This is a genomic window from Streptomyces liliiviolaceus (genome assembly GCF_018070025.1).
Classification (GTDB): Bacteria; Actinomycetota; Actinomycetes; order Streptomycetales; family Streptomycetaceae; genus Streptomyces; species Streptomyces liliiviolaceus.
Genome location: NZ_JAGPYQ010000001.1, coordinates 4,809,289 through 4,823,943 on the forward strand (window position 1 = coordinate 4,809,289; position 14,655 = coordinate 4,823,943).

The following is a 14,655-nucleotide window of genomic DNA, read 5'->3' on the forward strand; positions in this document are numbered from 1 at the left end:
CGGTGCGCCTTTCGTTCAGTGGCGGCGAAGGGTCAGCGCACCGTGCCGAGCTGCTTGACGTTGTGCAGCAGCGGCTCCGACTCGATCCGCTCCACACCGTCCAGCGAGCCCAGTTTCTCGGTCAGGTACCGGTAGAGCTCCGGCATGTCCCGGCAGACGACGAGGGCCTGTACGTTCGTCGGACCGGTGGTGGCCGCCGCGAAGACGACCTCCTCGTGCGCGCGAAGTGCCGCGCCGACGGCCGCCAGCCGGGACGGGGACACCGTCAGCCAGAGTAGGACGGGGGCGCGGAACCCGTACAGCTCCACATCGATCTCCACGTCGGTGTAGAGCGCCCCGGACTCGAACAGTTCCTGCACCCGGCGGCGGGTGGTCGACTCCGGCCAGCCGGCGGCAGCCGCCAACTCCGCGTAGCCGAGCCGCCCGTCCTGGGCGAGCGCCTCCAGCAGGGGCGCGTCCGCGGGGGTGAGGCGCGTCGCCGGTCGGTCGCTCCCCTGCGGCGGCCTGGCCGGAGTCAGCGCGGTGATCTGTTCGGCGGTCAGTGCGTCGTCGTGCAGGTCGGGTCCGACCGCCCCGCCGACGAACTGGTGGATGACGCAGTGCGCGCTGACGGAGGTCACCCGCGGGGTCCGGGGCAGTTTCTGCAGCAGCAGGGTCTCCCGGTCGGCCGAGGCCGGTACCCGCGCCATGCAGGCGATCTCGGTACCGCCGGAGGTGATCGACACCCAGCCGGTGTCCGGGCGGCGGGCCAGCGCGCCGGCGATCCGCGGCGCCGACTCCGGGGCGGTACGCAGGCGGATCAGCCAGGTTTCGTAGCCCAGCCGGATGGGGTTGGGCACGCTGACCACCCGCACGCCCGCTTCGGCGCGCAGCCGGCGGTATCGCCGGGCGACGGTCTGGTCGGAGACGCCGAGCACCGCGCCGATCTCCCGGTACCCGGCCCGGCCGTTGATCCGCAGCGCGTGCGTCACCTGCCGGTCCAGCTCATCGATTTCCACCGCGTCAGCGTAGCGAGTGTCGAGATCCGCAGGAACAGCGAAGAAAGGTGGGGAGAGTTGGGCAGGTACCGGCATTCTGCGGCGCATGCGTAAATGGTCTCCGCTCATCGCCGTCTGTCTCGGCACCTTCCTGCTACTCGTGGACGTCCTCATCGTCGTCGTCGCCCTGCCGGCGATCTCCGACGACTTCCGGACGGACTACACCGACCTCCAGTGGGTCATCGACGGGTACGCCCTGTCCCTGGCCGCCCTGGTGCTCGGCGCCGGTTCTATCGCCGACCGGTTCGGCCGCCGCCGCGTCTATCTGATCGGCATCGGCGTCTTCGCCCTCTCCTCGCTGCTCTGCGCGCTCGCCCCGAACGAACAGGCCCTGATCGCCGCCCGGATCCTCCAGGGCGTCGGCGGCGCGGCCATGTTCGCGTGCACCGCCGCCCTGCTCAACTTCACCTACCACGGCCACGACCGGGGCATCGCGTTCGGCATCTGGGGCGCGGTGAACGGCGCCGCCGCCGCGGCGGGCCCGCTCGCCGGCGGCCTGCTCACCGAACACCTCGGCTGGCGCTGGGTGTTCCTCGTCAACCTGCCGGTCTGCCTGGTCGCGCTCTGGTTCACGGTCCGCGGAGTCAGCGAATCCCGGGCGCCGCGGGGCGGCCGCCTCGACCTGCCGGGCACGATCAGCTTCACCGTGGCTGCGGCCGCCGTGACGTACGGACTGATCCGCGCAGGTGAAGCCGGCTGGACCGACGGCGTGGCCCTGGGCGCGTTCGCCGCCGGCCTCGCGGCCCTGGCCCTGTTCCTGGTCGTCGAGGCCCGCTCGGAGCACCCGATGCTCGATCTGGCGCTGTTCCGCCGGGCGCCGTTCACCGTACTGATCGTCGCCGCGTTCCTCACCCAGGCCGCCGCCTTCGGCTATCTGCCGTTCAGCACCGTCTGGCTGCAGCAGGTGCTCGGCAACGGTCCGGTCGACGCCGGACTGTACGGCGCCCTCCCGATGGCGGCCGCCTCCCTGGTCGTCGGCGCGGGCGCCGGACGGGTCCTGCAGAGGATCGCCCCGCGGTTGACCGTCGGCCTCGGCCTGTTGCTGATCGCCGCCGGCAACCTGCTGCAGGCCAGGATCGACGCGGACAGCACCGGTACGGTCCTGGTCCCCGGACTGATCGTGGCCGGACTCGGCGTCGGCAGCGTGCTGCCCACGAACGCCTCGGCACTGCTGGCCGAGGTGCCGCGCGAGCGCAGCGGGATGGCCGGCGGGGCACTGAACACGTTCCGCCAGCTCGGACTCGCACTCGGCGTGGCGGTCTTCGGGAGCGTCTTCGCCGACCGGGTCGCCGACGGACACGGCTCACCGGCCGCATTCGCCGACGGGGTCAACGCGACCCTGCGGATCGCCTCCGCGACCGCCTTGGCCGCCGGGATCCTGGTGCTCGTCCTGCTCCGCAAGCACGCCGCCACGCCGGTCGCGGCACCGGCCCTGGAGGAGGCGCAACCATCGGCCCGCCGCTGAGGCCGCTCCGGCAAGGTGGCCTCAGGACGGAGAGCCCGGCGCAGGACGAAACCACTGGTACGGGGTGGGGCTGTCACCCTCCGTCGCGTGCGCGCCCGAGCAACTCCTCCAAGGTGTCCACCGCCGCGTCGGGTTCGGCCACCCTGGCCAACGACCAGAAGAGCAGGGCCACTCCGACGGCTCCGGGGTCGGGGGCTCCGAGTGCGCGGTCGCCCACGTAGGCGGCGCGGCCCCGGCGGGCCCTGATGCCGGCGGTGGCCTGTGCGCCGGAGAGGGCGGCACGGGCTGTGCCGGCGAAGTCCTCTCCCGCGGTCAGGGCGTCCCGGGCCGGGGCGAGCGCGTCGACCATGGTGCGGTCCCCCGGCTCCGCCTCGCCCACGCGTTGGATCGCGGCTAGGCCCTCGGCGACGCCCGTACGCCAGCCCTCGCGGGCGTCTTCGGAGTGGGCCAGGGCGCGGGCGATCTCCTGGAAGAGCAGGCCGATCAGGGGACCGCTGGTGCCGCCGACCTCGTCGAGGAAGACGGAGGCGGCGACCGCGAAGGCGGCGTCGCTGGGGCGTTCGCCGAGAGCCGTCTCGACCCGGTCGAGGCCTTCACGGAGGTTGTCGCCGAAGTCGCCGTCGCCGGAAAGCTGGTCGAGCGCGGTCAGCGTGTCGTGCGCGGTGCGCGCGGTCTGCGCGTAGGTGCTCAGGACGAGGCGGTGGTCGAGGGTCATCGTGTGGGCTCCGTACCGGCGAGGGGCTGTGTGACGGGGAAGGCCGGGGTCCGGGCGGGCGCGTGCCACCAGTCGAGCCAGCGTTCTCCGGGCGTGGTGAGGGTGAGGGAGAAGCCGCTCATGTCGAGGGCGGGGACGAACGTGCCGACGAGTTGTCCGGCGACGCGCACACTCTGGGCGTCCAGGAAGTGGCGGACCCGGTCGTGGACGGCGTACAGCTCCAGCAGGGTGGTCGCGCCGAGGCCGCCCACGAGGAGGAGGACGTCGTCGGGGCGCCGGGGCAGGCCGTCGAGCACCTGCCGTGCCATGCGGTCGACGAGTTCCTCCAGCGGTGGACGGGCGACGGTCCGCGCGGCGCGCTCGCCGTGGATGCCCACCCCGTACTCCAGCTCGTCGTCGCCGAGTTCGAAGGCGCGGCCGCCCTGGGCGGGTGAGGTGTGGGCGCGGGAGGCGACGGCAACGCTGCGCGAGGCCGCGGCGATCTCGGTTCCGAGGTCGGCGAGTTCGTCGAGGCCGAGTCCGGTGTCGCCGGCCCCGCCGAGGAGTTTCTCGACGATGACGGTGGCTCCCGTACCGCGCCGGCCGGTCGCGGTCGTCTCGTCCTCGGTGGCGAGGTCGTCGTCGACCAGGACGCGGCGCACCCGGATGCCGTCGGCGCGCAGGCGCTCGGCGGCGATACCGAAGTTGATGCGGTCCCCCGTGTAGTTCTTCACGATGTGCAGGACGCCGTCCTCGCCCGCGACGGCCCGTGAGGCCTCGTAGACCTGGCGGTTGTGCGGTGAGGCGAAGACCCGGCCGGGGACGGAGGCGTCGAGCATGCCGCGGCCGACGAACCCGGTGTGCAGGGGTTCGTGCCCGGAGCCGCCGCCGGAGAGGAGTCCAACGCGGCGCCGGGGGTCGCGGTCGCGGGCGGTGACGTAGAGCGGGTCCTGGTGGAGGTGGAGCAGGTCGGGGTGGGCCAGGGCGAGACCGCGCACCGCGGCCTCCACGGGTGCGGTGTCGGGGAGGAAGAGGCGGGTCACGGGGTCGCGGTCCTTTCGGGGGCGGGCGTCGGCAGCGGAGCCGGGGTGGTGGGTTCGGCCTCGCCCGCGCCGAGCCGGGTGGTGGCGAGCGCGGACAGGACCGCCACGCCGACGCAGTAGAGGATCAGCCAGCCCCAGTGGCCTCCCGCGGTGGCCAGCAGGGCCGTTCCAATGAGCGGGGACAGGCCACCGCCGAGGGTGGCGCCGAACTGCTGGGTGACGGAGAGGCCGGTGTAGCGGACGTTGACGGGATACAGGTTGGAGAACAGCGCGCCCTGCGCGCCGTACATCGCCGCGTGGCCCACGCCGAGGCCGAGGGTCATGCCGAGGACGTACGCCCAGAACTGGCCGGTCTCGATGAGCAGGAAGAACGGCACGGCGAGAACGGCCTGGAAGAGGGCGCCGGCGATGTACACCTTGCGGCGGCCGATGCGGTCGGAGAGCGCACCGAACAGGGGCAGGGTGCAGCATTCGACGGCGCACGCGACCAGGACGGCGAGCAGTACGGGTGTCTTGTCGCGGTCGAGTTCGGTGGTGACGTAGGTGATGGCCACCACGTAGTAGATGTTGAACAGACCGCTCTCCGCGATCTTGGCGAGGATCGAGAAGACGACGGTGGCAGGGCGCCGGGTGAGCACTTCCCGTACGGGCAGGCTCTGCACCTCGCGGTCGGCCCGCATCTTGACGAACTCGGGACTCTCGGTGATGTGGAAGCGCATCCACATGCCGACGCCGACGAGCAGGATGCTGGCGAGGAACGGCAGTCGCCAGGCCCAGTCGTCATAGGCCCCGCCGGGCAGCGCCGCGTCCAGGGCCGTGACGAGTCCGACGGGGATGAGCACTCCCGCCGGGGTGCCGATGTGCACGAGGGAGGTGAAGAAGCCCTGTCGGGTCCTGGGGCTGTATTCCAGCGCCATGAGGACGCCGCCGCCGTATTCGCCGCCCATGCCGAGGCCCTGCACGAGGCGGATGAGGACGAGCAGGATCGGGGCGGCGATGCCGATGCTGTCGTAGGAGGGCAGCAGTCCGATGGCGAAGGTCCCCAGGCCCATCATCAGCATGGTGATGATCAGTACGTTCTTGCGGCCGAGGCGGTCGCCGAAGTGGCCGAAGAGGATGCCGCCGAGCGGACGGGCCGCGTACCCGACGAAGTAGGTGGCGAACGCGGCGAGGGTGCCCACCAGGGGTGAGGCGTCGGGGAAGAAGATCTTGTCGAAGACCAGGGCCGCGGTCGTCGCGTAGAGGGTGAAGTCGTAGTACTCGACGGTGGTGCCCAGGGCGCTGGCGGTGACGACCTTGCGCAGCGACGCCCGGGAGGCCGGCGCGGCGGCCGGTGCCGTGGCTGGTGTGGACATGCTCGCTCCATTGCGATGGCGGCTCGAATGCGATGGCGGCTCGAAGACGCGGTCGGTGCCGTCCTCATCATGCGCGCGGGTCGGCGGTGACCGGAAACTGCGGTTCCGCTTTCGGGGACCCGTGCTAACATCTGATGCATCAGACATTACATCCGCATCCTGAGCGCGGCAATACGCAGGAGGACACGTGAAGGACATCCAGCTCGGCGGGATGATTTCCACCGTCGTCACGCCGTTCGACGAGAACGACGAGGTCGACCTGGATCTGCTGCGCGGCGAGGTGAAGTACCTCCTCGGCCAGGGCGTCACCGCCATCTGCGCCTGCGGCAGTACCGGTGAGGGACAGACCCTCTCCCTGGAGGAGAGCGCGGCGATCTGCGCCACCGTCGTCGACGAGGTCGCCGGCCGGGTGCCGGTGATCGGCGGCGTCATCCAGAACTCGACCGCCCAGGCCAAGCGCTACTCGCTCGCCCTCAAGGAGGTCGGCGTCGACGCCCTCCAGGTGACGCCCGTGCACTACGTCTTCTCACCCTCGCCCGAGGAGACCGTGGCGCACTACCGGGAGATCGGCGAGGCGACCGACCTGCCCATCGTCCTGTACAACGTGGTGCCCTGGGCCCTGGTCCCCGTCGACACCATCGAGCTGCTGCGCGACGTTCCGCAGGTCGTGGCGATCAAGCAGTCCGGCGGCGACATGCACCTGCTCGCCGACCTGCTGCACCGCATGCGCGAGCGGTTCGTCATCCTCGCCGCGCTCGACGACCTGCACTACCCGGCGTTCGCCATGGGCGCCCACGGCGCGCTCGCCGCGATCCCCACCGTCACGCCCGCGCTGAGCGTCGAACTCTGGAACGCGGTCCAGAGCGGTGACCACGCCAAGGCCCTGAGCCTGCACGAGCGCATCCTCACCGTGTGGCGGGCGATCGACGCGCCCAACCTCCCCGCGACACTGAAGGCGGCACTCGAACTCCAGGGCCGCTCCCCGGGTCTCCCCCGCCGCCCCTTCCAGCCGGCCACCGAATCCGACCGCGCCCGCATCCGCGCCGCGCTCCGAACGGCTAATCTGATCGATTAGATGTCACGTCCCACAACCTCGTGGGCGACCCGTCAGACCAGATCCGACCGGACCCGACCAGAGGGGCGATCATGGCCAGCACATCGGTCCGCAACCGTCGCGGACCACAGCCCCTCGTCGTCGAGTCGATCTCCGAGCAGCTGTACGCGATCCTCTGCGCACGCATCACCTCCGGCGAGTACGCCCCCGGTTCACGCCTCGACCCGGGGGCCATCGCGACCGAGTTCGGCGTGTCGCGCACACCGGTACGCGACACACTGGTGCGCCTCGAACACGACAGGCTCGTCGAGACACGTCCCCGCTCGGGTACGTTCGTGACGCGGCCGAGCCGTCAGGACGTGCACGAGGTCTGCCAGTTGCGCAAAGGGCTTGAGTGGCTCGCCACCGGTGTCGCCGCGGCGGCCATGCCGCTGAAACAGATCGCCGACCTCCGCGAGGAGGCCGTGGCCGCCCTCGCGGCCGCCGAACGCGGCGACTACGAACCGTTCTTCGCCAGCGACACCCGCATCCACGGCGAGATCATCGCCAGCACCGGCAACAGCAGGCTCATCTCCGCCCGTGACTCGGTCGAGCCCTTCGTGTACTGGCTGCGGGTCCTCGGCGCGACCGGCCCGCACCGCCTCGCCGGCTCCACCGAACGGCACCTGGAGATCCTGGACGCCATGGCGGCACGCAATGTGCCGGCCGCCCAGGAGGCCGCCGCCGTCCACCTCGCCGAGGTCGAGGAATGGACCCTGGCCGACATGGACTCCCACAGCATCGTCACATGATCCCCGAGCGCACCTGCGACCCCCCTCACGCGCAGCCCTGGCTTTCCACCCCCGGCTCCAGCCAGTCGAAGCGACGCCGGCCGGCGCGCAACCGCGAGCCGGTACCTGGGCAGGAAGTAGCTCTTTGGATTGACGAAGGCCGCTGCGTGAGCTCCTAGGGTTGGCCGGATGGGAATCGTTGACGTTCGGTGGCCGGGGTGGGGCGGCGATGCGGGCCTGGTCGTACTGACACTTGTTCCACCGCTGCTGTCGCAGCCCTACGCGGACCCGTCCGGGCCGGCGTGGGTCGCGCTGACTGCGTACGAGGCGGTGGCCGCCGTGGTCCTGCTGTTGCGCCGGCGACTGCCGGCCACTGCCCTCGTCGTGGGGGCCGGGGCCCTTGTGACGGCGCTGGTCGCGGGCGCGGCGCAGGGCGCGAAGCTGTCCCCGCTGGTCTTCCTGCCGCTCGCCGTGCTGCTCTACAACCTGGGCAGCCGCTGTCCGCGTTGGACGCGAGCCGTACCGGCAGCGGCAGGCAGCGCCGCGTTGTTCGCGGCCGGTATCTGGGTGAACCGGGCGACGGCCGCTCCCCCCGGGTTCAGGGGCGGCGTGGACGTCCTCGCCGTGCTCGCCCCGATGCCGCTGGCCTGGGCGATGGGGTTCGCCGCGCGCACCCGGGGGACACTGCTCGCCGCGGCCGAGCGGCGGGCGGCCGACGCGAGCCGGGCCCGGGCCATGGAGGCCGAGCACGTCGCACGGCGGGAGCGGGAGCGCATCGCGCGCGAGATGCACGACGTGGTCGCGCACTCGCTCACGCTGCTGGTCATGCACGCGGAGATCCTGCGTTCTCACGGCGCCGAGCTGCCCGGCTGGGCCCGTCCCCAGGTCGACGCACTGGCGGCGGCCGGCCGGCAGAGCAGCGGCGATCTGCGGGGCCTGCTGCGGATGCTGCGTGACCCCGCGGACGCCACCGCGCTGCTGCCGACGCCCGGGTTCGGCGAGCTGGACGCCCTGCTGGACAGCCACCGTGCCGCGGGTGGAACCGTGGAGGTGCGCAAGGCGGACACCTTGGAGTCGTTGCCGGGACCGGTGCAACTGGCCGGGTACCGCGTCCTCCAGGAAGCACTGGTCAACGCCCGCCGGCACGCGCCCGGCGCGCCGGTCCGGCTGACCCTCGACCATGGGCCGACGCAGCTGCGGTGCGAGGTCGTGAACGACCGCGGGACACGGCGCGCCACGGCCGGTGCGGGCGTCGGCCACGGCCTGACCGGCATGCGCGAACGAGTCGGCGCACTGGGCGGCGAGTTCACCGCGGGGCCGACCGGCGACGGCGGCTTCCGCGTCCTGGTCACGATGCCGTTGGAGGTCTTCGGTGGCTGAGCGGATCAGTGTGCTCGTGGTGGACGACGAGCCGGTCATCCGCGCCGGCCTCAGCGCGATCCTGGACAGCCAGGCGGACCTGACGGTGGTGGGCACGGCGGGCGACGGCGAGGAAGCCGTCGAAGCGTGCACGCGGCTTCGGCCGGACGTACTGCTGATGGACATCCGCATGCCGCGCCGCAACGGACTGTGGGCGCTCACCGAGCTGGGCCGCCGGGGACTGGTCGGTCCCGGACGCTGCCGTGTCCTCATGGTGACGACGTTCGACCTGGACGAGTTCGTCGACGACGCGCTCGCCGCGGGGGCGTCCGGATTCCTGCTCAAGAACAGTTCGTACGAAGAACTGGCCGGGGCCGTCCGGGCCGCGGCGGCGGGCCACAGCGCACTGAGCCCCCTGGTGACCCGCCGGATCATCGAGGGCCATCTCAACGGCCGGCAGCGGCCCGACGGCCAGGAACTGGCCCGGCTGGAACACCTCACCGAGCGGGAACGCGACGTCCTGGGACTCATCGGGGAGGGGCTGAGCAACGCCGAGATCGCCGAGCGGCTCGTCGTGAGCCTGCACACGGTGAAGACGCATGTCAGCCGGATGCTCACGAAGACCGGCTGCCGAAGCCGCGCCCAGGCGGCGGTCCTGGCCAGGAACGCGTTGTCGTCCCCCGCCCCCGGGGACGCGGCGACGCCGGAGCCCGGCGGCCGGGGTCGTCCCTTGGAGTGAGCCGGCACCCGCGACAGCCACGCCATGGAGCGATGTGCCGGGCCGGCGCCGCTGGCTGAATGGTTCTTGTGCGCGGGGCCCGGCCGGCAGACGGCCGAACGGGGCCGACGCCCCGGGTTCCCGGCGCACCAGGCAACCGTCACCCGTCGAAGGAAACCGTCATGCCCGCACAGACATCGTCCCACTCCCACCGCATCCTGCGCAGGACACTGGCCATGGGGCTTGCCACCTGCACCGGTGCGGTGCTCATGGGCTGCTCCCAGCCACCGGCCGAAGCCGCACACCCCTCGGGCGGACAGAGCAAGGGGGCGGTGAACGCGTCGGCCGACAGGACTCTGGGCGGCCTCGCGCAGAAGGCCGCGGACACCGGCTCCCTGGGCGTGATCGTCCGCGTCGACACCGGCAGGGGCAAGGCCCTGGAGACCGCCCGACAGGCCTCCTGGACGAAGGCCGACCACCGCCTCGCTCCCGGTGACCTGTTCAGGGTCGGTTCCAACACGAAGACACTCACCGCCACCCTCGTCCTGCAGCAGGTCGCCGAGCACCGCATCGGTCTCGACGACACGGTCGACAAGTGGCTGCCCGGGGCGGTCAGGGGCGGCAAGGACATCACCGTACGGATGCTGCTCAACCACACCAGCGGACTCGGCGACTTCTTCCTCACGCCGCAGTTCCTGGGTTCCCTGACGGGCCAGGAAGAGCGGACGTGGACTCCGCAGGAACTCCTCGCGATCACCCCCGACCAGGACCCGCCGACCGCACCCGGTGAGAAGTACTCCTACAGCAACACCAACTACGTAGCCCTCGGGATGATCCTGGAGAAGGCCACCGGTACGGGTCTGGCCCGGCTGCTAGAGCAGCGGATCACCGAGCCGCTGGGCATGAAGGACTCGTACCTGGCCACGAACGCGGACTGGACCTCGGACAGTCATGCGGCGGGCTACGAGCCGGACGCCGAGCGTCTCAAGGCCATCCTGGCCGGGGTCGTGGATCTGCCCGACGGTTTCGGGTTCGCTGGTCCCGAGCGTCCCGAGGGCAACGTCGAGACGTCCGCCATCGACCCGGCTTGGTCCTGGGCGGAGGGAGGCATGGTCTCCACCGCGCAGGACTGGCAGCGCTTCCTCACCGCGCTGATGTCCGGCGACCTGCTGCCCCCGGCCCAGATGAAGGAGATGCGCACCACGGTCGACGCCCCCGAGGAAGGCGGACGCTACGGACTCGGTCTGATGCGGATCAACACTCCTTGCGGCACCGTCTGGGGGCACACGGGCGGCCTGCCCGGCTACTCCAGCGAGATCTACACCGACACGAGCGGCCGCCGCAGTGTCGCCGTCCTGACGAGCACCAACTTCGGCATCAAGGAGGAGCGGGCAGCCGCCGCGAACAAGGAACTCACCCAGGCCGCCATCTGCCTCATGCTGGGCAAGCCGCAGCCCTAGCCTCCGCCTTGAGGATCGCGTCGGGGGCGGGCCGCAGTTCGCATGCGCTGTTTTCCAGCCAGGATCGACACGGGCACGGCCCCCGGCTGCGACAACGCGTCGAGACTCCGGTCCGCCCCGCGCCCCATGAGCACGGCACCCGGGCCGACTTGGGTATATCTCACACCGGGATCTGAGTATCCGACCCGGGACGTGGAGCCGATCCTGTGCCTAATATCGCCACGCACCGGGAAGATCGGGCGTGGTTCGCACGAGCCCCGAGGCGCAAAACGACCGGGGGTAGACCATGGCAAACATGCATGAAGCATGCCGATCCGTCGCGATGGGGACAGCCGTCGCGTTGGCCGTCACCGTCCTTGCCGCCTGCGGCGGGGACGGTTCCGCTTCGGAGAAGACGGATGGGGACGGTAAGGGCTCGTCGGGTACCGGCGCCGGGGGGCCGGGCAAGAACAGCCCGTCGGCGGACCCGAGCCCGGCTGTGGAAGCGAGCGGCGAGCCGAGCACCGGCTCCACGGCGGACCCGCAGCAGAGCGATGACGCCTACGACTTCACGCCCGACCCGAAGAAGGTCCCCAAGAACGCGGCCCAAGCGCGCGAGTTGAGCCGGAACGCTGCACTGGCACCGGCCGACTGGACGCCCGGCATGGTGAAGCACGACCCGTACGAGACGGCGGGTACCTGGCCGGTGCTCGCCGATTCCTGCGTCTGGTCGCGCGGCAGCCTGCCGCAGCACGTCCTGGACAGCTACACCCGCCGGATCGACGTACCGGCGAAGGGCGGCAAGGGCCGTGTGCAGGGTTCGGTGACGGTGACGGTCCACCGCACGACCGAGGACGCCGACCGGGAGATGAAGGACACGGTCCAGGAGAGCTTCCGCTGCCCGGGGCAGGACCTGGGCGGCGGACAGCGGCTGGACGGCCTGATGTCGATGCACCTGGATCAGAAGGACATCAAGAACGCGGACGCCACCCTGTTCGAGGCGGGCAAGTACACCGGAGCCGGTTCGGGCGGGAAACAGGAGTACGTGTGGACGAAGTCCCGTATCGGCCCGGTGACGACGGCCGTCTCGGTCAAGGGGGCCCGGGGGTACGAGACCACGGACCTCGTCCGGCTGGCGGCCGAGGCGGGCGCCAAGCTCCTCTACCGGGTCGAGACGGAGCTGAAGTGACCTTCCCCGGCAGGCACTTGGCGCCAGGCGAGGCCGGCCACCGCCATGAACCGCTCCCCCACCGGCCGACCGCCACCAGATGACCACGCTCAGATCTCCGGGACGTCACCGCTGATGGAACCACTCCACTCCTCCGATCCGGCCCACATCGCCGGCTACCGCGTCCTCGGCCGGCTCGGCGCCGGCGGAATGGGTGTGGTCCTGCTGGGCCGCTCCCAGGGCGGCGCGCTCGTCGCGATCAAGCTGATCCGGGCCGAGTACGCCGACGACGACGCCTTCCGTACCCGTTTCCGCCGCGAGGTGTCGATCGCCCGGCAGGTCCGCAACCGCTGGGCGGTGCCGGTCGTGGACGCGGACACGGAGGCGGCGGCCCCATGGCTGGCCACCGAGTTCGTGCCCGGTCCCGCGCTGAGCGACGCGATCGGAGCCGGGCCGCCGCTCCCGGAGCACAGCGTGTGGGCCCTCGGCGCGAGGCTCGCCGAGGCACTGGAGGCGGTGCACGCGGCGGGGATGGTACACCGGGACGTCAAGCCGGGCAACGTCCTGCTCGCACTGGACGGGCCCCGCCTGATCGACTTCGGGATCGCCCGCGCCCTGGACGACACCGTCCTCACCGCGACGGGCACGGTCGTCGGTTCCCCCGGCTTCCTCTCCCCCGAGCAGGCCCAGGGCCGCCGGATCGGCCCGCCCAGCGACATCTTCTCGCTGGGCTGTGTCCTGGCGTACGCGGCGACCGGCCGCCGCCCGTTCGGCAGCGGCCCGGTCGACGCGATGCTGTTCCGTACGGTCTACGATCCGCCGGACCTGGACGGCGTACCCCCGGCTCTGCTGCCCCTCGTCCAGGCATGTGTGTCCAAGGACGCGGAGTCCCGGCCGACGGCCGCGCAGATCCGGACACGGTGGACGCAGGACACGGTCGGGCAGAGCTGGCTGCCCGCCCCGGTGACCCATCTGATCGCGTCACGTTCCACGCGGATGCTGAGTCTGCCGGACATCGAGTCCACGCAGTTCGTCGCGGCCCAGGGCGACACGGACACCCGTCCCGCACAACCCGGAGCCCCAGCGCCCGGCCGGCGCCGCTTCCTGACCTACCTGGCCGCGGGCGGCGCGGTCCTCGCGGCGGGCGGGGCGACGACAGCATGGCTCACCGGAGCGGGGAACGACGGCCGAACCGGTTCGGACGATGGCAGAGGCACCGGTTCGGACGGCAACGGCGGCGGGGCGAAGACCCGCCCGGTGCTGGGCATCGGCATCCAGGCGGACCTGAGCGGCGCGCAGAGCGCCCGGGGCAGGGCACAACAGCAGGGTGCCCAGCTGGCGGTCGAGGCCCACAACTCCCGCTCGGACGCCCCCTTCACGCTGAAGCTGACCACGGTCGACGACCGGGGTGACGAAGCGCGGGCACTGACCGCCGCCCGCCGGTTCACGGACGACGCCTCGGTGGTCGCCGTCCTGGGTGCGACGAGCACGCGCGCGGCGGGCGCGGTGCTGAGCGCGTACGACGAGGCCGCCCTGTCGGTGATCAGCGTGATGGACGGGGACACCCGGCACATCAACCGGGTGTTCCAGTGCGCCCGGCCGAACGACGCGATGCAGATGGTCCCCGTCTCCGGCTACCTGGGGATCCACGATCTCGACGACATCGCCCTCGTCGACAACGAGACCGAGTACAGCCGCCAGGTCACCCGCTTCCTCAGCGAGGGCCTGCGCACCGGCGGCGACCGGAACGTCCTCGCCGAAACCCTGCCGCTGGACAGCGACGACCACGCGGCCCGCGCCCGGCAGTTGGTGGCGAAGCGGCCCGGTGCCGTGGTCCACGGCGGGGACTGGCAGGACGCGGCCCGCTTCGCCCGCGCCCTCGCGAAGACCGGCTACCGGGGCCCGAAGTTCGCCACCCAGGCCGCCCACGACCCACGGTTCCTGCGCGAGGCGGGCGCCGCGGGCGACGACTGGCTGATCGTGTCCACGGCGGTCGACCCGTCGGCCGTACGGTCGGCGCGCGCCTTCGCGACGGCGTTCCGCGCCCGCTTCGATTCCGCTCCGCCGCTGTTCGCCGCCGAGGCGTACGACGCGGTCCGGCTGATCACCGCCTGCGTGGAGGGCCTGGACAGGAAGAGCGTGTCCCGCCAGGACCTGGTGCCGGTGCTGCGCACCACCACGTTCGAAGGGGTGTCCAAGCCGTACGCCTTCAACAAGGAGAACGGCTGGTACACAGGCGATCAGGGCGTCTTCCTGTACCGGGTGAAGAACGGCCGGTTCCACTTCCTGGGCACGGACCCCGAGAAAGCCTGAGCCTGCCCTCGGTGCCCCGGTCCGGTGACAGCGGGAAACTTTGGCCTCGGTGAGGACAGAGTATGGACGAGTTCGGAGAAAGTCCCTACTGTGTCCGTCGCGACGGCACGAGATCTCATACGTCCCGTACGCCACACTCCGTATCCGGTGCGACGGCGCGCACCGGCAGCGGTGGATCTACTCACTCGTCCATCTGCGTTCCCCATGCCGGGGAGCGAACAGGAGGCCACGTGTATCCAC

Annotated in this window: 12 protein-coding genes; 8 read left to right on the forward strand and 4 right to left on the reverse strand. The window is 71.6% G+C overall.

Translation table 11 applies throughout. The features are described 5' to 3' along the window. Window positions 1–32 precede the first annotated feature (32 nt). On the reverse strand, window positions 33–998 hold the full coding sequence (locus J8N05_RS21075; protein ID WP_247706377.1) for an Lrp/AsnC family transcriptional regulator: 966 nt from the start codon (window positions 996–998) through the stop codon (window positions 33–35). Window positions 999–1,083: 85 nt separating this feature from the next. On the opposite strand from J8N05_RS21075, the gene J8N05_RS21080 reads away from it, so the two are divergent. Continuing rightward, window positions 1,084–2,502: an MFS transporter gene (locus J8N05_RS21080; RefSeq protein WP_210884910.1), complete on the forward strand. Its 1,419-nt coding sequence runs from the start codon at window positions 1,084–1,086 to the stop codon at window positions 2,500–2,502. A 73-nt stretch (window positions 2,503–2,575) separates the two neighbouring features. On the opposite strand, the gene dhaL is transcribed toward J8N05_RS21080, so the two are convergent. From dhaL to J8N05_RS21095, 3 genes are read right to left on the reverse strand one after another with little or no spacing between them, the layout of a single operon-like run. Beyond that, entirely contained in the window at window positions 2,576–3,217 is a 642-nt protein-coding gene (dhaL, locus tag J8N05_RS21085; RefSeq protein WP_210884911.1) for a dihydroxyacetone kinase subunit DhaL, read from the reverse strand. Next, entirely contained in the window at window positions 3,214–4,239 is a 1,026-nt protein-coding gene (locus J8N05_RS21090) for a dihydroxyacetone kinase subunit DhaK (protein ID WP_210884912.1), read from the reverse strand. Before J8N05_RS21090 ends, dhaL begins: the two co-directional genes overlap by 4 nt. Then, window positions 4,236–5,594 (reverse strand): MFS transporter, encoded by a 1,359-nt coding sequence (locus tag J8N05_RS21095; RefSeq protein ID WP_210884913.1) that lies wholly within the window; start codon window positions 5,592–5,594, stop codon window positions 4,236–4,238. Before J8N05_RS21095 ends, J8N05_RS21090 begins: the two co-directional genes overlap by 4 nt. Before the next feature lie 187 nt (window positions 5,595–5,781). Here J8N05_RS21095 and J8N05_RS21100 point away from each other — a divergent pair, with 187 nt between their 5' ends. The 7 genes from J8N05_RS21100 (at window position 5,782) to J8N05_RS21130 (ending at window position 14,415) form a co-directional block, all read left to right on the forward strand. After that, the gene (locus tag J8N05_RS21100) at window positions 5,782–6,669 is read left to right on the forward strand and encodes a dihydrodipicolinate synthase family protein (protein WP_210884914.1); all 888 of its coding nucleotides are present in this window, start codon (window positions 5,782–5,784) and stop codon (window positions 6,667–6,669) included. A gap of 71 nt (window positions 6,670–6,740) precedes the next feature. Then, on the forward strand, window positions 6,741–7,439 hold the full coding sequence (locus tag J8N05_RS21105) for a GntR family transcriptional regulator (protein ID WP_210884916.1): 699 nt from the start codon (window positions 6,741–6,743) through the stop codon (window positions 7,437–7,439). Between the two features lie 168 nt (window positions 7,440–7,607). Then, window positions 7,608–8,798: a sensor histidine kinase gene (locus J8N05_RS21110; protein WP_210884918.1), complete on the forward strand. Its 1,191-nt coding sequence runs from the start codon at window positions 7,608–7,610 to the stop codon at window positions 8,796–8,798. Then, window positions 8,791–9,516 (forward strand): response regulator, encoded by a 726-nt coding sequence (locus tag J8N05_RS21115; protein ID WP_210884919.1) that lies wholly within the window; start codon window positions 8,791–8,793, stop codon window positions 9,514–9,516. Before J8N05_RS21110 ends, J8N05_RS21115 begins: the two co-directional genes overlap by 8 nt. A 161-nt stretch (window positions 9,517–9,677) precedes the next feature. Then, window positions 9,678–10,955, forward strand: coding sequence for a serine hydrolase domain-containing protein (locus tag J8N05_RS21120; RefSeq protein ID WP_247706378.1), 1,278 nt, complete (start codon window positions 9,678–9,680; stop codon window positions 10,953–10,955). 295 nt (window positions 10,956–11,250) lie between these two features. Then, a complete protein-coding gene (locus J8N05_RS21125) occupies window positions 11,251–12,123 on the forward strand; it encodes a hypothetical protein (RefSeq protein WP_210884920.1) in 873 nt (290 codons plus the stop codon). A gap of 114 nt (window positions 12,124–12,237) precedes the next feature. Beyond that, window positions 12,238–14,415, forward strand: a complete 2,178-nt coding sequence (locus tag J8N05_RS21130; RefSeq protein ID WP_210884921.1) for a bifunctional serine/threonine-protein kinase/ABC transporter substrate-binding protein — start codon at window positions 12,238–12,240, stop codon at window positions 14,413–14,415. Window positions 14,416–14,655: the final 240 nt, after the last annotated feature.

Excerpts from the sequence above, each read along its gene's own strand:
- J8N05_RS21080 (WP_210884910.1), top strand. The coding sequence starts at position 1,084 with ATGCGTAAATGGTCTCCGCTCATCGCCGTCTGTCTCGGCACCTTCCTG.
- J8N05_RS21125 (WP_210884920.1), top strand. The coding sequence starts at position 11,251 with ATGCATGAAGCATGCCGATCCGTCGCGATGGGGACAGCCGTCGCGTTG.
- J8N05_RS21095 (WP_210884913.1), bottom strand. The coding sequence starts at position 5,594 with ATGTCCACACCAGCCACGGCACCGGCCGCCGCGCCGGCCTCCCGGGCG.
- J8N05_RS21110 (WP_210884918.1), top strand. The coding sequence starts at position 7,608 with ATGGGAATCGTTGACGTTCGGTGGCCGGGGTGGGGCGGCGATGCGGGC.
- J8N05_RS21120 (WP_247706378.1), top strand. The coding sequence starts at position 9,678 with ATGCCCGCACAGACATCGTCCCACTCCCACCGCATCCTGCGCAGGACA.
- dhaL (WP_210884911.1), bottom strand. The coding sequence starts at position 3,217 with ATGACCCTCGACCACCGCCTCGTCCTGAGCACCTACGCGCAGACCGCG.
- J8N05_RS21105 (WP_210884916.1), top strand. The coding sequence starts at position 6,741 with ATGGCCAGCACATCGGTCCGCAACCGTCGCGGACCACAGCCCCTCGTC.
- J8N05_RS21130 (WP_210884921.1), top strand. The coding sequence starts at position 12,238 with ATGGAACCACTCCACTCCTCCGATCCGGCCCACATCGCCGGCTACCGC.